The sequence below is a fragment of the Mycobacterium sp. PS03-16 genome (genome assembly GCF_004570325.1).
Lineage (GTDB): Bacteria > Actinomycetota > Actinomycetes > Mycobacteriales > Mycobacteriaceae > Mycobacterium.
Genome location: NZ_SPQO01000003.1, coordinates 225,247 through 244,492, shown reverse-complemented (window position 1 = coordinate 244,492; position 19,246 = coordinate 225,247). Strand labels below are relative to the sequence as shown.

17 protein-coding genes are annotated in these 19,246 nt (G+C 68.9%); 9 read left to right on the top strand and 8 right to left on the bottom strand.

Features of this window, described 5'->3' with window-relative positions:
• Positions 1 to 22: 22 nt before the first annotated feature.
• Positions 23 to 949 (top strand): asparaginase, encoded by a 927-nt coding sequence (locus E4P42_RS04225; protein ID WP_135123309.1) that lies wholly within the window; start codon positions 23 to 25, stop codon positions 947 to 949.
• Here E4P42_RS04225 and E4P42_RS04220 read toward each other — a convergent pair.
• Positions 946 to 2,280 carry a DNA polymerase IV gene (locus tag E4P42_RS04220; protein ID WP_371286983.1) on the bottom strand — a complete coding sequence of 445 codons (1,335 nt, stop codon included), beginning with the start codon at positions 2,278 to 2,280 and terminating at the stop codon, positions 946 to 948. The two genes, E4P42_RS04225 and E4P42_RS04220, sit on opposite strands and share 4 nt — an antisense overlap.
• A gap of 63 nt (positions 2,281 to 2,343) precedes the next feature.
• Here E4P42_RS04220 and E4P42_RS04215 point away from each other — a divergent pair, with 63 nt between their 5' ends.
• Positions 2,344 to 2,562, top strand: a complete 219-nt coding sequence (locus tag E4P42_RS04215) for an RNA-binding S4 domain-containing protein (protein ID WP_135123305.1) — start codon at positions 2,344 to 2,346, stop codon at positions 2,560 to 2,562.
• 11 nt (positions 2,563 to 2,573) lie between these two features.
• Here the strand turns inward: E4P42_RS04215 and ileS are convergent, their stop codons facing one another.
• The gene (gene ileS, locus E4P42_RS04210) at positions 2,574 to 5,726 is read right to left on the bottom strand and encodes an isoleucine--tRNA ligase (RefSeq protein WP_135123303.1); all 3,153 of its coding nucleotides are present in this window, start codon (positions 5,724 to 5,726) and stop codon (positions 2,574 to 2,576) included.
• A 223-nt stretch (positions 5,727 to 5,949) separates the two neighbouring features.
• Positions 5,950 to 6,594: a hypothetical protein gene (locus E4P42_RS04205; RefSeq protein WP_135123301.1), complete on the bottom strand. Its 645-nt coding sequence runs from the start codon at positions 6,592 to 6,594 to the stop codon at positions 5,950 to 5,952.
• A 136-nt stretch (positions 6,595 to 6,730) separates the two neighbouring features.
• Between E4P42_RS04205 and E4P42_RS04200 the strand changes: the two genes are divergently transcribed.
• From E4P42_RS04200 to E4P42_RS04190, 3 genes are all read left to right on the top strand, one after another.
• On the top strand, positions 6,731 to 7,090 hold the full coding sequence (locus E4P42_RS04200; protein ID WP_135123299.1) for an XRE family transcriptional regulator: 360 nt from the start codon (positions 6,731 to 6,733) through the stop codon (positions 7,088 to 7,090).
• Positions 7,091 to 7,135: 45 nt separating this feature from the next.
• Complete coding sequence (locus E4P42_RS04195; protein ID WP_135123297.1) at positions 7,136 to 7,870, top strand: hypothetical protein; 735 nt, start codon at positions 7,136 to 7,138, stop codon at positions 7,868 to 7,870.
• A 180-nt stretch (positions 7,871 to 8,050) separates the two neighbouring features.
• Positions 8,051 to 9,790 carry an AMP-binding protein gene (locus E4P42_RS04190; RefSeq protein WP_167759350.1) on the top strand — a complete coding sequence of 580 codons (1,740 nt, stop codon included), beginning with the start codon at positions 8,051 to 8,053 and terminating at the stop codon, positions 9,788 to 9,790.
• 15 nt (positions 9,791 to 9,805) lie between these two features.
• Here the strand turns inward: E4P42_RS04190 and E4P42_RS04185 are convergent, their stop codons facing one another.
• Positions 9,806 to 10,555: a glycosyltransferase gene (locus tag E4P42_RS04185; protein ID WP_245233876.1), complete on the bottom strand. Its 750-nt coding sequence runs from the start codon at positions 10,553 to 10,555 to the stop codon at positions 9,806 to 9,808.
• A 381-nt stretch (positions 10,556 to 10,936) separates the two neighbouring features.
• Here E4P42_RS04185 and E4P42_RS04180 point away from each other — a divergent pair, with 381 nt between their 5' ends.
• From E4P42_RS04180 to E4P42_RS26895, 3 genes are read left to right on the top strand one after another with little or no spacing between them, the layout of a single operon-like run.
• The gene (locus E4P42_RS04180) at positions 10,937 to 11,869 is read left to right on the top strand and encodes an ATP-binding cassette domain-containing protein (RefSeq protein ID WP_135123293.1); all 933 of its coding nucleotides are present in this window, start codon (positions 10,937 to 10,939) and stop codon (positions 11,867 to 11,869) included.
• Entirely contained in the window at positions 11,866 to 12,606 is a 741-nt protein-coding gene (locus tag E4P42_RS26900) for an ABC transporter permease (protein ID WP_167759349.1), read from the top strand. The genes E4P42_RS04180 and E4P42_RS26900 overlap by 4 nt, the downstream gene beginning before the upstream one ends.
• Positions 12,603 to 13,397 carry an ABC transporter permease gene (locus E4P42_RS26895; protein WP_167759348.1) on the top strand — a complete coding sequence of 265 codons (795 nt, stop codon included), beginning with the start codon at positions 12,603 to 12,605 and terminating at the stop codon, positions 13,395 to 13,397. The genes E4P42_RS26900 and E4P42_RS26895 overlap by 4 nt, the downstream gene beginning before the upstream one ends.
• Here E4P42_RS26895 and E4P42_RS04170 read toward each other — a convergent pair.
• From E4P42_RS04170 to E4P42_RS04160, 3 genes are all read right to left on the bottom strand, one after another.
• Complete coding sequence (locus E4P42_RS04170) at positions 13,370 to 14,728, bottom strand: hypothetical protein (RefSeq protein ID WP_135123291.1); 1,359 nt, start codon at positions 14,726 to 14,728, stop codon at positions 13,370 to 13,372. The two genes, E4P42_RS26895 and E4P42_RS04170, sit on opposite strands and share 28 nt — an antisense overlap.
• A 105-nt stretch (positions 14,729 to 14,833) precedes the next feature.
• Positions 14,834 to 15,757, bottom strand: a complete 924-nt coding sequence (locus E4P42_RS04165; RefSeq protein ID WP_135123289.1) for a glycosyltransferase family 2 protein — start codon at positions 15,755 to 15,757, stop codon at positions 14,834 to 14,836.
• Positions 15,758 to 15,788: 31 nt separating this feature from the next.
• The gene (locus E4P42_RS04160) at positions 15,789 to 17,111 is read right to left on the bottom strand and encodes a UDP-glucose/GDP-mannose dehydrogenase family protein (protein WP_135123287.1); all 1,323 of its coding nucleotides are present in this window, start codon (positions 17,109 to 17,111) and stop codon (positions 15,789 to 15,791) included.
• Positions 17,112 to 17,330: 219 nt separating this feature from the next.
• Between E4P42_RS04160 and E4P42_RS04155 the strand changes: the two genes are divergently transcribed.
• Positions 17,331 to 18,293, top strand: a complete 963-nt coding sequence (locus tag E4P42_RS04155; protein WP_135123285.1) for a polysaccharide pyruvyl transferase family protein — start codon at positions 17,331 to 17,333, stop codon at positions 18,291 to 18,293.
• Here the strand turns inward: E4P42_RS04155 and E4P42_RS04150 are convergent.
• Positions 18,226 to 19,179, bottom strand: coding sequence for a glycosyltransferase family 2 protein (locus E4P42_RS04150; protein ID WP_135123459.1), 954 nt, complete (start codon positions 19,177 to 19,179; stop codon positions 18,226 to 18,228). The two genes, E4P42_RS04155 and E4P42_RS04150, sit on opposite strands and share 68 nt — an antisense overlap.
• Between the last annotated feature and the right edge of the window lie 67 nt (positions 19,180 to 19,246).

Genomic DNA, 19,246 nt, shown 5'->3' with positions numbered 1-19,246 from the left:
CATGTAGGGAACAATTCCGCACGTGAGCGTCGTCGTGATCACCACCGGCGGCACGATCGCCACCAGCACCGACAGCGACGGTGTCCGCCGGCCCGACCGCGCCGGCGCCGACCTGACCGCCGGCCTCGACGTGGACGTGGACGTGGTCGATCTGCTGCGCAAGGACAGTTCCGCCCTTGGCCCGGCCGACTGGGACCGCATCCGCGCCGCGGTCGAGGCCGTGGACACCGCTGACGGGATCGTGGTCACCCACGGCACCGACACCATGGAGGAGACGGCGCTGTGGCTCGAGGTCACCTACGCGGGCACCGTGCCGGTCGTGCTGACCGGCGCAGGGCGCAGCGCCGACGCGCCCGACGCCGACGGCCCCGCGAATCTGCGTGACGCGCTGACCGTCGCGGCCACCCCCGCGGCCCACGGCCGCGGCGTGCTGCTCGCCTTCGCCGGCGTGGTGCGCCAGCCGCTGGGACTGCACAAGACCGCCGCGCGCGGCCTCGACGTGTTCGACGGACCCGTCTTCGGCGAGGTCACCGACGGGCGGTTCACGGTCACCGCAGGCAAGCAGCGGCCGTATCTGGGGGACGTGTCGGCGCGGCACGCACCGCGCGTCGACATCGTCAGCACCTACGCCGGCGGGGACGCCGCCGCCCTGCACGCCTGCGCGGCCGCCGGGGCCCGCGCGATCGTGCTGGAGGCGCTCGGCGCGGGCAACGCCGGACCGGCGGTGGTCGACGGCGTCCGGGCCCTGTGCGCCGACGGCGTCACGGTGGCGGTGTCCACCCGGGTGCCCGGCGGCCGGGTCAGCCCCGCCTACGGGCCGGGCCGCGACCTGGTCGACGCGGGGGCGGTGATGGTCCCCCGGCTGCGGCCGCCGCAGGCACGCGTTCTGCTGATGGCGGCGCTGGCGGCCGGTGCGCCGGTCGAGGAGACCCTGCGGCGCTGGGCCTAAGTCGGCTCCTCGGCGGTCAGGTCCGCCAGGTAGTCCGGCCAGTCCAGGCTGTCCACCGGGTTGGCACGGGTGATCTCGGGCAGACCGTCCGGAAAGGTCCGGGCGGGCCCCGGTCCGGTGCCGCGCGTCTCGAACCGCACCGTCATCACGCCGTGTCCGGCGCCTTGAATCCAGCCGTGGCCGAGGTCGGGGTGGGCGACGTCGTCGCCGACCCGCCAGGCCGGGGGACGCTGCGCCACCTCGCTGACCGACGGCGGCGCCGCCGCGGCCGCCGACTGCTCGTCGGCCACCAGTTCCAGGTCGGGGAACAGCGATTCCTGACGCACCTCGGACAAACCCGAGAAGCCCACCCCGACCAGGCGGATCGGGCCGATCTCCATCGGGTCGAGCAGCAACCGGCGCGCCGTGGCGCCCAGCGTCGCCGCATCCGTGGTCGCCGACGGCAGGGTCGCCGACCGGGTCAGCGTGCTCATATCCGACTTCTTCAGCTTGACCGTCACGGTCCGCGCACCCCGGCCGTCCTTCGCCAACCGGCGGTGGGCGTGCTCGGCGATGGGCCCGATCGCGTCGCGCAACTGGTCGAGCGTGATGAGGTCGGTCGGAAACGTCGACTCGGCGCTGATCTGTTTGGCCTCGGCACGCTCGGCGACGGGCCGGTCGTCCACGCCGCGCGCCAACCGGTGCAGCGCGGGCCCGACGGTGCCGCCCAGAACGTCGGCGGCCTCCGCCTCCGACAGGGCGGCGAGCTGGCCGATGGTCTCGATGCCCAGGCGGTGCAGGCGGTCCTCGGCCACCGGGCCGATCCCCCACAGCTTGCGCACCGGCAGCCCGTCGAGCAGCGCGCGTTCCTCGTCGCGGCGCACCACCCGGATCCCGTCCGGTTTGGCCAGCCCGGAGGCGATCTTGGCGAGCTGTTTACCCGACCCCGCCCCCACCGACGCCACCAGGCCGGTTGCCTCCAGCACCGCCGCCCGCAACCGCTCGCAGAACGCCTCCACCTCCGCGGCGGTAACGCCGGCCAGTTCGGCGGGCTCCCCGAACGCCTCGTCGAACGACAGCTGTTCGAGCACGGGCACCAGCGTGCGCACGGTGTCGAACACCCGGCGGCTCGCGACGCCGTAGACCACCCCGCGCGGCGGCAGCACCACCGCGGGCGCCCCGACCAGCCGCCGGGCCTGGTGCATCGGCATCGCCGAGCGCGCACCGTGCACGCGGGCCTCGTAACTGGCACCGGCCACCACACCGCGCCCGCCGAGCCCGCCGACCAGCACCGGGCGCCCGCGCAGCGTGGGCCGCGTCAACTGCTCGACCGACGCGAAGAAGGCGTCCATGTCCAGGTGCAGGACCCAGCGCGCGTCCACGACTGCCGATGCTAGGGCGTTAGCCTGACGGTCATGGCGGTGCACGAGGTGTCGATCGGCGACGAGTCCATCCGGCTCGGGCAGTTCCTCAAGCTGGCGTCGCTGATCGACAGCGGCTCGGACGCCAAGGCCGCGATCGCCGACGGGCTGGTCACCGTCAACGGCGAGGTCGAGACGCGCCGCGGCCGTCAACTGCGGCCGGGCGACACGGTCACCTTCGGAAGCGCCAGCGCGCGCGTGGTCGGAGCCTGATCCGGCCGTACTCACGCCTTGGTGATCGCCACCTTCACGCCGTCACCGATCTCCGCCCCGTCCGCCGGATCCCCGAACTCGAACGCGGTCGCCAGGATCTCGCGGGCGATGAGGTCGCGATGCGTCTGCGCCCACGCCTGCTGCGTCTGCGGCACCGACATCACCACCGAGATCCGGTCGGACACGTCCAGCCCGCTGCTCTTTCGCAACTCCTGCAGTTCGCGGATGCGGTCCTTGGCCCACCCCTCGGCTTCCAGGTCCGGCGTGACGGTGCCGTCGAGCACCACCAGGCCCGCCCCGTCCGCCAGCGCGGCGGTGAACTCGGGGTCGGCGGCCACCAGCCGCGAGGTGTACTCGCCGGGCTGCAGCACCACCGGGCCCGCGGTCAGCGTGCCGTCCGGGTTGACGACGCCCTCCCCGGCCTTGACCGCCTTGATCGCGGTCTGGACGTCCTTACCCAGGCGCGGCCCGGCGACGCGGGCGTTGACCGTGAGCTCGAATCGCCCGTAGGCGTCGATGTCATCGGTCAGCTCGACGGCCTTGACGTTGAGCTCGTCGGCGATCAAGTCCGCGAACGGCTTCAGCGAGGACGGATCCACAGACTTGTCCAGGGCGACAGTCAGTTTGGGCAGCGGCAGCCGCACGCGCAGCTTCTTGGCCTTGCGCAGCGACGACGCCGTCGAACACACCGAGCGGACCTGGTCCATGGCCGCCACCAGCGCCGGGTCCTGCGGCAACTCGTCGGCCGACGGCCAGTCGGTCAGGTGCACCGAGCGTTCGCCGGTGACACCGCGCCAGATCACCTCGGTGGCCAGCGGCAGCAGCGGCGCGGCCAGCCGGGTCGTCACCTCCAGGACGGTGTGCAACGTGTCGATGGCGTCGGCGTCCTCGTCCCAGAAGCGCGAACGCGACCGGCGCACGTACCAGTTCGTCAGCGCCTCGGTGAACTGCCGCAGTTCGTCGCAGGCGCCCGAGATGTCGCACACGTCCAGCGATGCCGTCAGATCGTCACGCAGCCGGGCCAGCTTGGCCAGGATGTAACGGTCGAGCACGTGCGTGGAATCGGTGCGCCAGGTGCCCTTCCGCGGCGCGTACAGCGTCAGGAACGTGTAGGCGTTCCACAGCGGCAACAGCACCTGCCGGACGCCCTCGCGGATTCCCTGCTCGGTGACGACGAGGTTGCCGCCCCGCAGGATCGGCGAGGCCATCAGGAACCACCGCATGGCGTCGGAGCCGTCGCGATCGAACACCTCGGTGACGTCGGGGTAGTTGCGCAGTGACTTGCTCATCTTCTGCCCGTCGTTGCCCAGCACGATGCCGTGCGACACACAGGTTTTGAACGCCGGCCGGTCGAACAGCGCGGTGGCCAGCACGTGCAGGGTGTAGAACCAGCCGCGGGTCTGGCCGATGTACTCGACGATGAAATCGCCGGGGAAATGGGCGTCCTCGCCGTTTCCACCGTCGAACCACGCCCGGTTCTCGAACGGGTAGTGCACCTGCGCATACGGCATCGACCCGGAGTCGAACCACACGTCGAGCACGTCCTCGATGCGCCGCATGGTGGACCGGCCGGTCGGGTCGTCCGGGTTGGGCCGGGTCAGTTCGTCGATGTAGGGCCGGTGCAGGTTGTCCGGCCGCACCCCGAAGTCGCGTTCCAGTTCGTCGAGGCTGCCGTAGACGTCGATCCTGGGATGCTCGGGATCATCTGACATCCACACCGGAATCGGCGTGCCCCAGTACCGATTACGCGAGATCGACCAGTCCCGGGCACCCTGCAGCCACTTGCCGAACTGGCCGTCCTTGACGTGTTCGGGATACCAGGTGATCTGCTGATTGAGCTCGACCATGCGGTCGCGGAACTCGGACACCTTGATGAACCAGGACGACACCGCGCGGTAGATCAGCGGATTGCGGCACCGCCAGCAGTGCGGGTAGGAGTGCTCGTAGGTCTCGTGCCGCACCAGCACCGCACCGTTCGCACCCGCGGAGCCCGTGCCGTTCTTGAGATCGCGGATGATCTGCGGGTTGGCGTCGAAGACATGCTGACCCTGATAGTCGGGCACGCTGGCGTCGAAGCGGCCCTTGGCGTCGACCGGAGTGACCGGCGTGATGCCGACCGTGTCGGTGGTCGCCTTGTCGTCCTCGCCGTAGGCCGGCGCCATGTGCACGATGCCGGTGCCGTCCTCGGTGGTGACGAAGTCACCGCGCAGCACCTGAAACGCGTTGTGCGCCTCCGGGCGGTCGGCGAAGTACGGGAACGGCGGCAGATAGCGGGTGCCGAGCAGCTCCGCGCCGGTGACGGTGGCCAGCACCTCGGGTTCCTCGCCGAGCTCGCGGGCGTAGGCGCCCAGCCGCGCCTCGGCGAGGACGTAGCGGCGGCCCTCCACCCCGACCTGCACATAGGTCACCTCGGGATTGACCGCCACCGCCTGGTTCGACGGCAGGGTCCACGGCGTGGTCGTCCACACGAGCAGATGTGAGCCGGCCAGTGGGCCGGCTTCGTCTTCTCGGATCCGCAGCCCCACGGTGATCGCCGGGTCCTGGCGGCTCTGGTAGACGTCGTCGTCCATGCGCAGCTCGTGGCTCGACAGCGGCGTCTCGTCGTTCCAGCAGTAGGGCAGCACGCGTACGCCCTCATACGCCAGGCCCTTGTCCCACAGCTGCTTGAACGCCCAGATCACCGACTCCATGAACCCGAGGTCGAGGGTCTTGTAGTCGTTGTCGAAGTCCACCCAGCGGGCCTGGCGGGTGACGTAGCTGCGCCACTCGTCGGTGTACTTGAGCACCGAGGCGCGGCAGGCGTCGTTGAACTTCTCGATGCCCATCTGTTCGATCTGGGCCTTGTCGGTGATGCCGAGCTGGCGTTGCACCTCGAGTTCGGCGGGCAGGCCGTGGGTGTCCCAGCCGAACCGCCGCTCGACCTTGTATCCGCGCATGGTGCGGTAGCGCGGCACGATGTCCTTGACGTAGCCGGTCAGCAGGTGGCCGTAGTGCGGCAGCCCGTTGGCGAAGGGCGGACCGTCGTAGAAGACGTACTCCGGCGCGCCGTCGCGGCGGGCGATGCTGGCGCGGAAGGTGTCGTCGGCGTCCCAGTAGTCGAGGACTTCGGCCTCCAGCGCCGGGAAGTTCGGCGCTCCGCCGGCCGGTTTGGGGTACGCGCTCACTGCGTTGTCTCCTGTGCCCGAGTGTGATTCCGGCACGGGGACGACGACGCGCCGGTGCGCGAGCGCCGCGGTACCACCCCGCTTGCGCACGATCGTCGTGCGCCGCTCCATTCGAGGCTGTGACGGGCCCACCCGTCCGGTTCTACTGAGCCCGTGCGGGCCGTTCTTCCGAAGGCTCCCCGGTGATGGCCGGATCAACGCCGCTGGTGGGCGATCTTACCGGCTAGGCGACCGGAACCGCCTCCGAGGTCAGTTCGATCAGCGCGAACGGGAACTGCTCGGCGAACTCCTGCACGGTGGCACGGTCGAAGCGCCGGCTGTCGAACCACCAGTCGAGGTGCATCTGTCCACCGTCGCGGTACGCCCGCACCTCCAGCGCGTGTCCGCGCAGCGGGGCCGACGCCGACCGGGCCGGCGTGGTGCCCGCGTAGTGGAAGAACACCTCGGGCGTCTCGGCGCCCAGCGCACCGGCCAGGTGCCCGTCGAGCATGTCGAACAGCGCGTGATGCACCAGGCGCACCATCTCCGTCGCCTCCAGCCGGCGCTCCCCCACGCAGGCCAGTTCGACGGTCGCAGGCGCCGAACGCGCGTCGCGGACCACGTCGACGGCAACCGAACCCTCGCCGATGGTGCGCGCCACGGTGCGGCCCAGCGCGGCGAGCAGCAGTTCGTCGACCGCCAGGCCCAGCGAGAACGCGGCCCCGTCCAGTTCCAGGGTCAGCACGTCGTCGAGCGGGGCCGACAATTTGACCGCGTTCCCGGGCCGCGCCCCCCGGACCGCATCACGGTCGGTCAACCGCAACCGCAGGGTGGGAACGGTGATGTCCCCGGCGACGGGACGGGTTTGCGCCATGTGGGGAGCGACCATGGCCCATACGCTACGCGGTGTGTCCCAGAATTGGGAGACCACTGCCAAAACTGTGACGGCCATGTCAATAAAGGCAGAAGGTCCCTAATTCCGGTTGCCAGTGCCCATTTCCGGGACCAGGGTTTATGGTGTATGGATGCCACGCACCGACGAGAACGGCAGACAGCTCAAAGCATTGCTCGACTACCTGCTCGACGGGGACGTGGAGGCCAAGGCCATCTACGACGCGCTGGGGATCTCCAGCAGCACCTACTACCGGCGGATCAAGGAAGCCGACTACCCCGACGCCGAGGAGCTGCGCCACGTCGCGGACCGGTTCGACCTGAGCTATCCCGATCTGCAGATCCGGTTCGGATTGATGAGCAGGCAGGAAGTGTGGCACTACGTCGAGTCGTCGTCGATGAGCGTGGCCACGGTTGCCGACGCTGCGCCGACGACGCGCAGGCGGCCCAAACTGTCGGAATTGGCGCCGCGTCCTGACGCACCGCCCTTGTAGGTCGTACAATTTGCTGACGTTGTTTCAGCACGAAGGCGACCCTCGATGACCCTCGCAGTTCTCATAGCCATCACCGTCGGGTGTATGGCGTGGAGCCTGTGGATCCGTCGCGTGACCTGGAACTGCCGGTGGGAGGTCGCCGCCACCCTCAACATCGCGCTGCAGCTGGCGGCCGTGGTGCTGATGTCGCCGCTGGCGTCCAAGACGCTGGGACACCTGCTGCACGACCTCACCGGGAAGTGGAATCTCGAGGACTACATCGCCCACGATCTGTACATCGTGGCGGCCTCGGCAGTGGTCTACAACACGCTGGGCCGGCTCCAGGACGACCACTCGATGCAGACGTCGTTCAAACAGTTCGTGGAACTGCCGGCCACCCTGTGCATTCCCCTGCTGCTGGCCGCCTTCTCGTTCGGCAACGGCGCGCGCATTTACCGCGACGACTTCTTCCAGACCCCCACCGACGTCTGGCTCAGCACGTACTGGCTGATGCTGTGCGGGCTGCTGATCTACCTGCTCGCCTACGGTGGCCGCGCGCTGCTCGTGCTGCGCAAGGACCCGCGGTCGCGGCGCATCGCCAACATCTACCTCGCGGCGTCGGCGAGCGGGATCGTCGCCTGCGGGATCCGCATCGCCACCGCCTACATCCCGTGGCTGCAGGCCATCGAAGGCGGAACACTGGTGTGGGTGTTCGCCTGCTGCTGCGGAGCCGGCTTTGCTCTCGCATCCGCACACTCGTGGCGCATCAAGACCAAGTGGTTCACCGGCGCACGTCGCTGAAGCCGTGCAATTTCAGCAATCACATCGGCGTTTCGAATGGTAGGCCCCCTGAGCCGGGGTGGCTGAATCATTGCAGGTGCACGGGTTTTCGGGGCCGGGCGTAGATGCGTGGTTTCGGCATTGGTTGCCTTATGCTCGGAAGCATTGTTCGCTACGGCAACGACGAGGGGCTACACCACTATGACTGCGTCTTCACTTCCCATCGTGCTACGGGAACGCGCCAGTCTGCAGCCCAACGACACGGCCTTCACCTTCATCGACTACGAGAAGGACCCCGACGGTGTCGAGGAGACGCTGACGTGGGCACAGCTCTACCGCCGCATGGTCAACCTCGCCCATGAGCTGAGCGAGTACGCCCAGCCCGGTGACCGGTCGGTGATCGTGGCCCCGCAGGGGCTCGACTACCTGGTCGCGTTCCTGGGCTCCCTGCAGGCGGGGCTCATCGCGGTCCCGCTGTCGACCCCGATGCCGGGGGTGCACGACGAGCGGATCAGCGCGGTGCTGCGCGACGCCGCCCCGACGGTGGTGCTGACGACATCGGCCATCGGCGCCACGGTCGCCGAGTACGTGACGCCGCAGGACGGCACCACCGCGGCCCGGCTCGTCGAGGTCGACACGCTGGATCTGGACACGCGGCGCAAGACGGCCGGTCGGCGGGTCGAGCGGCCGGAGACCGCGTACCTGCAGTACACCTCCGGGTCGACCCGCACACCTGCCGGCGTCATGGTCTCCTACCAGAACATGTCGGCCAACTTCGAGCAGATCATGGCCTCGTTCCTGGCCCACTACGGCGGGATCGCCCCGCCCGGGACCACCGCGGTGACGTGGCTGCCCTTCTACCACGACATGGGGCTGCTGCTCGGCGTGTTCGCCCCCATCCTCGGCGGCTGGACCACGCTGTTCACCACCCCACTGTCCTTCCTGGCCCGTCCGGCGCGGTGGATGCAGATGGTGGCGCGCAGCCCGCATGCGATCACCGCCGGCCCGAACTTCGCATTCGAACTCGCCGCCGGGAAGACCTCGGACGAGGACATGGCCGGTCTGGACCTGGGGAACGCCGCGGTGGTGATCAGCGGCAGCGAACGCGTGCACGACGCCACGCTGCGCCGCTTCACCCAGCGTTTCCGCAAGTTCAACCTCTCCGAGGAGGTGCTGCGCCCGGCGTACGGGCTGGCCGAGGCCACGCTGTACGTCGCGACCGACCGGCCGGGCAAGCCGCCGACGGTGGTGCACTTCGAGCCGGAGAAGCTGTCCGCCGGACACGCCAAGCGGTGCGCCACCGCCACCGGCACCGCGCTGATCGGTTACGGCACGCCCGACTCCCCGGCCGTGCGGATCGTCGACCCGCAGACCCGGACCGAGGTGTCCGCGGGCGACGTCGGCGAGATCTGGGTGCGCGGGGAGAACGTCTGCTTGGGCTACTGGCGCAAGCCCGAGCAGACCGAGGAGGTCTTCAACGCCTTCATCAACTCACCGTCGGCGGGCACCGATGCCGGGCCGTGGTTGCGCACCGGCGACCTGGGCTTCATCTCCGAGGGTGACCTGTTCATCATGGGCCGGCTCAAGGACCTGCTCATCGTCCGCGGCCGCAACCACTACCCCGACGACATCGAGGGCACCATCCAGGAGATCTCAGGCGGCCGGGTGGCGGCGATCTCGGTGGAGCAGGACCGCACCGAACAGCTGGTGGCGATCGTCGAGGTCAAGAAGCGCGGTGACACCGAGGACGACGTGTCGGCGTACTTCGCGGACCTGAAAAACCGGGTGACCAGCGCGATCTCGTCGGCGCACGGGATCAGCGCCGCCGATCTGGTGCTCGTGCCGCGCGGGTCGATCCCGATCACCACCAGCGGCAAGGTGCGCCGGGCCTCATGCGCCGAGCAGTACCGCCAGGGCGCGTTCACCCGCCTGGACGCCTGAGGCGTCAGTGGCGGGTCAGCGAATCACCTTGTAGTCGAACGCTTTCCAGAATCGCACCGGCAGCAGGGAGAAGTACCAGTACCGGAAGAAGATGCGCCAGTATCCGGCGGTGTCGAAGCGCCGGGTCGAGGTGTGCACGGTACGGGTGGACAGATAGAAGAACCTGCCCTGCTTGCGCGCCTTGCGAATCAGCAGCGCGTCCTCGCCCATCCGCAGGTCCTCGTCGAACCGCAACGCCGGGAACAGCGACCGCTTCGCGATCTGGATGGCGTACGAGCCGCCGAAGCGGTGGGAGAAGTCGTAGTAGGCGAACCAGGCACGCGCCTTGAGGTCTCCGTCGAGCGGGGTCACCGTGGTGGTGCCGATGGCCAGCGGCCGGCGCGCCGAATCCACCTTGGCCTGCAGGTCGTTGAGGAAACCCGGCTTCAGCAGCGTGTCCGCGTCGAGGAAGATCACCCATTGGCTGTGCGGCGAGAGCTGGTCGATACCGTGGTTTTTCGCCGCGGACACCCCCGTCTTCTGACTGACGACCACGCGCACGTTGCCGCCCTCGAACCGTCGCGCCACCTCCAGGGTGCGGTCGGTCGAACCGTTCTCGACCACGATCACCTCGTATCCGTCGCGCGGATAGTTCAGCGTGGCAACGTGTTCGAGGGTTGCGGGGAGGTAGCTCTCCTCGTTGTGGGCGGGTATGACAATGGAGAAGCGCGGCGTGGCCTCGCCGCGCTCGCCGGCTTCGGGTCCGGGGACGGTCTCGCCTAGCACCCCGCGATCGTAGCCGCGGCAACCGAGCCGGTCACCTGCGCGCCGAACGCCGATGCGCGGAAACGCCACCGGTTCTTCGCTGTACGTCGATCGGCCGGGGAGCTGGCACCTCATCCGGCCACGTCCCGCACGGTCGGGCGGGACGTCGCGGAATGTACCGGAACTTTGCGAATTCCGTTGGTGCCGGGCACCCGGCCGGCGACGGTGCCGACCGGCACTTCGCCGCGTTTGAATGACCTTGATCAGTCGTTATAGTCGTTCGGTGGTTCACGCGTTTTCTCACCGCAGTACCGGGAAATCGCCCGCAACGTTCCCGCTGTCGTGGGGGTGCCGTGCCACGAGCACCCGGCGACCGCCCCGACTGACGGTATGGTTTGACCGATGATCGAGCTGAATGGCGTCGCCAAGACGTTCGACGGAGGCGTCACCGCGCTCCATGACGTGAGTTTCACCGTACCGTCCGGAAGCATCTGCGGACTGCTGGGACACAACGGTGCCGGCAAGACCACCACGATCAGCATCCTGTCCACGCTTCTGCTGCCCACGTCGGGTCAGGCTCTGGTCGCCGGACACGACGTCGTGCGCGAAGCCGGCAAGGTGCGGGCCAGCATCGGCGTCACCGGACAGCAGGCGGCACTCGATCTGCAGCTGACGGGGCGCGAGAACCTGGTGCTGTTCGGCCGATTGCGCGGGCTGCGGCGTAAGCAGGCGCGGGTGCGCGCCGACGAGCTGATCGAGCAGTTCGACATGGCGCATGCGGCCGAACGACAGGTGCGCACCTACTCCGGGGGGATGAAGCGCCGCATCGACATTGCTGCGGCGCTGGTGGTTCCGCCGCAGGTGCTGTTCCTCGACGAACCCACCACGGGCCTGGACCCGCGCAGTCGCCGCGACGTGTGGACGCTGGTGTCATCACTGTCCGCCGAGGGGGTCACGGTGCTGCTCACCACCCAGTACCTCGAAGAGGCCGATCTGCTCAGCGATTCCATCGTCGTGATCGACTCGGGACGGGTGATCGCCAGCGGCACCGCCGACGAGCTCAAACAGCGGGTCGGGCGCGGCTACTGCACGGTGACCCCGGTCGATCCCGCCGATCTGCCCCGCCTGATGGCGGCCGTCGACGACATGGCCGGCGCCGAGCTCGACGAGGACGACAACTCGGTGTCGGTGCCCGCACCCAACGGGGCCGCCACCCTCAGTGAGGTGTTGCGCCGCGTCGACCGGATCGGTGTGGAGCTGCACGACATCTCGATCCGCAAACCGACGCTCGACGAGGCGTTCCTGCATCTGACCACCCCCACCGCCGCCGGATGACCGCACTGTCGGCACTGACCGAGCGCATGCTGCTCGGCACCCTGCGCGATCTCGATCTACCGATGGCGATCATCGTGCCCGTGGTCACCTTCGTCGGGTTCAACGCCGTGCTGCGGCACATGATCGACACCGGCGGCATGAGTTACCCCCAGTACGTGCTGCCAGTGGTGGTCGTCCAGGCCATGCTGCTCGGCGCGCTGACGACCGCCGACCGGGCCGCGCGCGACCAGTGGGCGTTCGGGGTACGGCTGCGCACGATGCCGATCTCCGCGTTCACGCCGCTGGCGGCCCGCATGTCGTACTGCCTGCTGCGCGGCGTGCTGGCGATCGCCGCATCGCTGGCGGTGGCGTATCCGTTCGGGTTCCGGATGAGCGGCGGGCCGGGTTACGCCGTGGCCTTCGTGGTCATGGCGCTGGCCCTCACGCTGGCGCTGTCGATGGGCGCCGATGCGACCGGCACCCGGATCAAACGCGGTGAGGCGTCCAGCCAGTTGCTCCTGGTGCCCCAACTCCTGCTGGTGGTGCTGTCCACGGGGTTGGCGCCGGCCGACTCGTTCCCCGACTGGCTGCACGGTTTCGTGACCTATCAGCCCGTCTCCCAGATCACCGAGACTCTGCGTGGTTTCGCGCTCGGCGAGGTGGACGCGGCCAACCTCACCGCCAGCGTGGCGTGGTGTCTGGGACTGCTCGTGCTGTTCGGCGCAATCGCGCTGCGGATGCAGAGGCGTCCGGAATGACCGCCACCCGACCGACTCCCGCGCCCAGTTCGCTGCTCGTGGAGAGCGTGGTGTTCGCCGGCCGGCTGTTCACCCGCTGGCGGCGCGAACCCGTGGTGCCGATCCAGGCGTTGTTGTTCCCGACGTTCCTGTTGATCACCTACGACCTGCTGGTCGGCGAGTCCGTCGTCCGGCTGACCGGCACCGACAGCCTCTACGGTCTGGTGCCGATGTGCGCGCTGGCCGGCGGCATGTTCGGCGCGCTGGGCGCCGGCTTCTCGGTGTCGTTCGAACGTGAACAGGGTCTGGTCACCAAGTTCTGGACGCTGCCGGTGCACCGTGCCAGCGCGCTGACGGGCCGGCTGCTGGCCGAGACGGCCCGCACCCTGCTCAGCACCATCTTCATCACGCTCGTCGGCCTGGCGCTCGGCATGCGGTTCCAGGGCAGCTGGTGGACGATCATCCCGTTCCTGCTGGTGCCCGTGCTCGTGGTGATGGTGTTCGCGATGGCGGTCATCGGGATCTCCGCGCGCGCGTCGAACCGCACGGCGCTGACCTGGCTCGGCACGTCGTCGATCGGGTTCGTGTTCGCCAGTTCCGGTGTGCCGCCGATCGAGCTGCTGCCCACCGTGATCCAGCCGATCGTGCGCTACCAGCCCATCGCCCCCGCGATCGAGTCGATGCGCGCCTTCGCACTCGGCGAGGCGGCGTGGACGCCGTTCCTGGTGACCCTGGCGTGGGTGCTGGTGCTCAGCGCGATCGTCGCGCCGTGGGCCGTGCGCGGCTACCGCGCCGCCGCGGAAGCCAGCTGACGGGAACCGGCGGGCGAGCGCACGAACAGTTCGACGACCGCGCCGCCGAATTCGCGGGTGGACTCAAGAGTCAGCGCCGGATCGCAGTGGGCCGGCGACACCGATTGTGCGCGCGCCTCGTCGATCCGCAGGAACCACACCCTGGCGAACGCTTGCAACGGATACGGCGACGCACATGTCGTCCCTCCGGTCAGCAGCACCTCCGCGCTGGCTTCCCCGGCGGGATCCAGCGGGTCGGCCAGTGAGCGACGCCCGTAGTACGCGTAGGCCGAACGGGTGAACCAGCTGTCGTGTTTGATCCCGTCGCCCGGTCGCGCGCCGTCCTCGAGGTAGGCGACCGCGGAGCGGAAATCGTCGAGATGACCGGCCGGCGTACGGTAGGCCACCTGTTCGGGTAGTGACACCGCCACGGCGACAGCCGCATAGAGGGCGACCAGCCGGGTCCAACCGAGCACCGCACCCATGGCGAGGAATGGCAGCACGAACAGGAAGTAGCGGCCCAGCGCGACGTTCATCATCTGGGAGACGACCCAACCGGCCGCGGGCAGGGCCGCGAAGGCCGCCAACCACACCGTCTCCCGGTTGCGCCGTCTCGCCAGCATCACCCAGCCCACCACCAGCACCAGGAGATACGGTCCCGAGCGGCACACCTCGACGTAGAGTTCGCCCAGCCGCCACAGCGTCGGCGACTCCAGCCAGCCCAGCATCTCGTCGCGCTGACCGGCGGCCTGCAGGTACAACGCCCAGGCACCGCCGGACACGACCGGCAGCAGCGCCGCGCGGACCCAGACCCGGATGACCTCGGCCCGCCAGGCGAGCACCGCGTGCGGCAGCACCGCGAGGACGGCGATGACGTTGAACAGCGCGGCCAGCGACATCGCGACGCTGTAGGCGGGCCACCGGCGCACCGAGCGCGTGTGCAGCAACAGTGTCGCGGCCGTCACGAGCGCGACAACCAGTGCCGGAGAGCGCGCTTCCTGTCCGTACCGGGTGACCGACGGAGCAGCGAGGAAGACGACGGCGACCCCGGCTGCGACCGCAGGCGTCGTGTACTGCCGCGCGATCGCGCAGAGCATCGCGCCCGCGCCCGCCATCGCGAGCACCGACGGCAGCCGGAGCGCCACCTCGGTATGCCCGGCCACCGACGTCCAGCCCCATTGGAGCAGGTAATACGGGGCATGCGCGAGATCGGTCACGGCGATCACGCGCCGGATCTCCTCCCAGCCGCCGCGAGCGATCTGCGCGGTCACCACCTCGTCGCGCCACAGCGATGGCGTCGCGATCCCCCACAGCAACAGCGCGATACCGCCCGCGAACACGCCGACGTCCACCGGCCATGACCGCTGACGCGGCCGAGTCTCGATCCCTCCGAGCACGTCTCCCCCACACGCGCGTCCACCCCCGAATCCGGCCGGGCACCGGCCGGCCGGATCACCTCACCGCTGAGGCCCGCCGATCTCCGCGTCCGCGCTCAAGTCATACCGCACCGGCATCGTGAACTGGGACTGTTTGAATCGCTCGGAGATGTAGCCGACCTGCAACCAGTAGTTGATGACGGCCCGGGCGAGATGCTGGCGCACCGGGCGACGCAGTTCGTTGAGCACCATGGTCTTGAACCAGGCCGGTGTCGGGCGGTGTGCCACCGCCCGGCCACCGCCCTGGCGCCGGCTCTGCCGATAGGCCCACTGCAGATACGCGGTGCCGCGTCCGTACCGTTTGAATTGGCTGGCCAGTTCCGGCATGGTCTGCCGCGGCTCCCACTCCATCAGCACGCGGTCGTCGATGCCCATGCGGCCCAGACCGTTCTCCTGCACCCGCCAGCAGATGTCGGCGTCGCCGCCGCTGCGCATGGCCCGGAAGCCGCCCACCGCGTGGAAAGCTTGGCGATCGACACCGAGGTTGGCGGTCGGATAGTACGGCGGCTTACCGGGCACCCCGACCTTGGCCGGCAGGCTGAACGTCTGCGCCATCGCCGCCATCCTGGCCGCCGTGGTCGGGCCCGACAGGGTATTCACGTTCGTGCACGACAGCGCCACACCGGGATCCGCGTGCAGCGCACGGTGCGCCTCGAGCAGCCCCGGCAGCGGGCGGGATCGGGCATCGATGAACAGCAGGATGTCCGCGGTCGACCTCACGGCGGCGATCTGGCGCGCGTAGTACGGACCCCGGCTCTCGGCCAGATTCAGCACCGTGACCCCGAACGAACGGGCGACCGACTCGGTGTCGTCGGTGGACGCGTCGTTGATCACGGTGACACGGTCCCCGACAGCCAGCTGGGCCATCAACGGACGCAACACCTTCGGCATGTGCTCGGCCATGTTCCTGACCGGGATGATGACCTCGATCGTCCGTCCGGCCATGACGTCGTTCCCTTCGTGATCGACAGCGCACTCACACATCGAGCCGGCCCCGGCCCAGCGCATAAACCTGCCACCCGGCGCTCGACCAGTACTCCACGTCGAGGGCGTTACGGGTGTCGAGCAGGCGCGGTGACCGCACCACCGACCGCAGGGCCACCGGGTCGAGGTTGCGGTAGTCGTCCCACTCGGTGGCCAGTACGAGCAGATCGACGTTGCGCACCGCTTCGGCGAGGTCCGCGTAGTAGGTCAGCGTCGGGAAGCGCGCCCTGGCGTTGTCGATGGCCTTGGGATCGTGGACGCGCACGTGCGCGCCCTTCAGATGCATCGCCGCAGCGACATTGAGCGCAGGCGAATCCCGGACGTCGTCGCTGTTGGGCTTGAACGCGGCACCGAGGACGGCGATGTTGCGGCCCAGGAAGTCGCCGCCCACGAGCGCGCCGGCGACCGAGACCGCCTTCTCGCGCCGGCGGATGTTGATCTTGTCCACCTCGTGGAGGAAGGTGAGCGCGGTCGACGCACCGAGTTCACCCGCCCGGGCACTGAAGGCCCGGATGTCCTTGGGTAGACAGCCGCCGCCGAATCCGAGGCCTGCGTTGAGGAATCGCCGTCCGATGCGGTTGTCATGGCCGAGGGCCTCGCTCAACGTCACGACGTCGGCGTCGACCGCTTCGCACACTTCCGCCATCGCGTTGATGAACGAGATCTTGGTGGCCAGGAAGGAGTTCGCCGCCACCTTGACCATCTCGGCGGTTTCGAATCCCGTGGTGATATAGGGGGTTCCCGCGCTGATCACTTGGTCGTAGACCTCGATCAGCGTCTTCTCAGCGTATTCGGAGGACACCCCGAAGACCAGCCGGTCCGGCTGCAACGTGTCCTCGATCGCCTTACCCTCCCGGAGGAATTCGGGATTCCACGCGACTTCGAGGCGGTGCGCCGACGGGAGGGCCGCGACCTCGTCGGCCAGTCGCCGTGCCGTGCCCACCGGAACCGTCGACTTCCCGACTATCACACTGTCGCAGTCGGCGTGCTCGGCCACCGCCTGCACCGCGCTGTTGACGTACCGCACATCGGCGGCATCGGAATCCGGCAGCTGCGGCGTGCCGACGCAGATGAAATGCACCGCCGCTCCGGACACGGCCCGTTCCACGGAATCGGCGAAGGTCAGGCGTCCGGAAGCCATGGCTTCGCCGAGGAGCTCGTCCAGATCCGGCTCGTAGAACGGTGACCGGCCGGCGGCCAGCGCGCGGACCTTCGACGAATCGGTGTCGTAGGCGACCACGTCGTGGCCCAGTCGTGCCATGCAGGCGGCGTGGACGGCACCCAGGTAGCCCGTACCGATAACGCTGAGTCTCATAGGGCTTGCCTTCACACTTCCTCGGTGCTGTCCGGATATGAACCATTGCGACCACGCCGAGCGGTCCGGCCTCCCCGTCCGCGGCGGGCCGACGTTCCGGTGGGGACATCGTAGCCAACCGGACACCGCCGAACGACGTCGCCCTGCGCCATCCGACCTGCCGGTTTTATTTGAGAATGCAAAGATGTTCGGGGTGGATCGCACAACGGAGGATGGATCGTGGCCGAGTTTCTCGAATGGGTTCGAACGCAACTGATCACCCAGGTCTCACCCTTCCTGCCGCACGGCGGCGACTGCGACATGGTGGATTTTCCCCACCACCTGAACTGTGGGGACTCGGCGATCTGGCTGGGCGTGCAGCGGCTCGCCGCGCAGCGATCGGTCACGGTGCGCTCCACCACCACGGCGAGCAGCTACCGGCCCGACCGGCTGCGGGCGTCCGGGCCCATCGTCATCAACGGCGGCGGCAATCTCGGTGGACTGTATCCGGTCCACGACGACCTGAGACGTCAAGTGATCCACGACTTTCCCGATCGCCCCATCGTGCAGATGCCGCAGTCCGTGCAGATCGCAGACCGGACCCGGCTCGAGGACCTCAAACGCGCGATCGGTGCGCACCGCGACGTCACGTTGCTGGTCCGCGACAGGCGGTCACTCGCCATCGCTGAACGCGAATTCGACTGTCGCACGCTGCTGGCGCCGGACGCGGCGTTCGCGCTCGGCGCGCTCGTGCGGCGCCCGCCACGCACCGAATTGGTGGTTCAAGCGCGGCGCGACGGCGAGGCAGCATCCGGACAACTCGCCGACATACCCACCGTCGACTGGACGCAGGCCCCGATGGTCAGCACCCGCAATCTCGGATGGAGCCTGGCGAACGTGGCCGGGAAGTCGGGGCGTCCGCGGCCGAGCCGGGCCGCGATGACCTGGTTTGCCCGACGCAATCTCGACCACGCGGTCGACATCCTGTCGCAGGGCCGGAGATTGGTCACCGACCGCCTGCACGGTCATGTCATCGCCGTCCTCTGCGGCATCCCGCACACCGTCATCAACGACCGCCACGGCAAGATCGAGGAGCTGTGGCACGCCTGGACCCGCCGCGCACCGAACGTCACCTTCATGCCGACCTGGAGTGCCTGGCGAGCGTCGCAGTCGGCGCCGACGGTGCGCCGGTCCACCGGCTGACAGGCGCCGGGCGCCGGGTCGGCAGGCACCCGCGCAACATCCCCAGGTGGAACGCGAGATTGACGACGCAACGCCGCCGCCACCGCGAATCCGTCCGGCTCGTGGCCGTGAGCAGCGCCCACCCGATGACATGGAAAGGCAACGCCAGCAACGGGATCAGGCCCCAGGCGCCCTTGAACTTGCGGATCAGCCGCACCTCGCCGCGGCCATAGCTGTAGTGCTGACGGAACACCCGCCGCAGCGCGGTGTGCTGGGTCTTGCTGATGACCGCCCCGTCGGCGAGTACGAGCGGGTACCCGGCCGCAGCCAGGCGCCAGAAGAAGTCGATCTCGTCGGCGCCCCCGGCGAACGACTCGTCGAAGCCACCGACACACGCAAACGCCTCGGCGGAGAATCCGCAGTTGGCGCCGTTGGCGTAGGGCACCGTGCTGCGGCCGGTGCGGTAGAGCATGCGTTCCGCGGCGAGCAGGCTGCCGTCCTCGAGTACGCGGTCGATGCCGCCGCCGACGCAGTGCGCCCCGTCGCGCAGGCGCCGCCAATTCGCCTCCAGCCAACCCGGATGCACGAGATCGTCCGCGTCGCAGAGCAGGATGAACCGGCCGTGTGCCGACCGGGCACCGGCATTACGGGCCACGTTGACCCCGGGCGCGACGGAGGCGTCGACGAGCCGGACGCGAGGATCCCGTGTCCGGTACGCGCGGACGAGGTCGGCGGTTCCGTCGGTCGAACCATTGTCGGCCACGATGACCTCGAATGCGGCGGCGGTGTCCTGCGACAGTAAGGTGTCGAGTTGCCGTTCGAGTGTCGATGCGCCGTTACGGCACGGAATCACGACACTGATATCGAGTTCGCGACCGCCAATTGCGCGGCTGTCGGCAACCTGCATCACCACGCGAACATATTAACTGGAACCTGTGAATTTCGTGAGTCCAAAGCAGACTTGGTTGACATTG

Bases quoted from the DNA above. Each gene is read 5' to 3' on its own strand.
- E4P42_RS04200 (WP_135123299.1), top strand. From the start codon at position 6,731: ATGCCACGCACCGACGAGAACGGCAGACAGCTCAAAGCATTGCTCGAC.
- E4P42_RS04205 (WP_135123301.1), bottom strand. From the start codon at position 6,594: ATGGTCGCTCCCCACATGGCGCAAACCCGTCCCGTCGCCGGGGACATC.
- E4P42_RS26900 (WP_167759349.1), top strand. From the start codon at position 11,866: ATGACCGCACTGTCGGCACTGACCGAGCGCATGCTGCTCGGCACCCTG.
- E4P42_RS04220 (WP_371286983.1), bottom strand. From the start codon at position 2,280: ATGGACGCCTTCTTCGCGTCGGTCGAGCAGTTGACGCGGCCCACGCTG.
- E4P42_RS04215 (WP_135123305.1), top strand. From the start codon at position 2,344: ATGGCGGTGCACGAGGTGTCGATCGGCGACGAGTCCATCCGGCTCGGG.
- E4P42_RS04150 (WP_135123459.1), bottom strand. From the start codon at position 19,179: ATGCAGGTTGCCGACAGCCGCGCAATTGGCGGTCGCGAACTCGATATC.
- E4P42_RS04195 (WP_135123297.1), top strand. From the start codon at position 7,136: ATGACCCTCGCAGTTCTCATAGCCATCACCGTCGGGTGTATGGCGTGG.
- E4P42_RS04180 (WP_135123293.1), top strand. From the start codon at position 10,937: ATGATCGAGCTGAATGGCGTCGCCAAGACGTTCGACGGAGGCGTCACC.
- E4P42_RS26895 (WP_167759348.1), top strand. From the start codon at position 12,603: ATGACCGCCACCCGACCGACTCCCGCGCCCAGTTCGCTGCTCGTGGAG.
- E4P42_RS04160 (WP_135123287.1), bottom strand. From the start codon at position 17,111: ATGAGACTCAGCGTTATCGGTACGGGCTACCTGGGTGCCGTCCACGCC.
- E4P42_RS04190 (WP_167759350.1), top strand. From the start codon at position 8,051: ATGACTGCGTCTTCACTTCCCATCGTGCTACGGGAACGCGCCAGTCTG.
- E4P42_RS04165 (WP_135123289.1), bottom strand. From the start codon at position 15,757: ATGGCCGGACGGACGATCGAGGTCATCATCCCGGTCAGGAACATGGCC.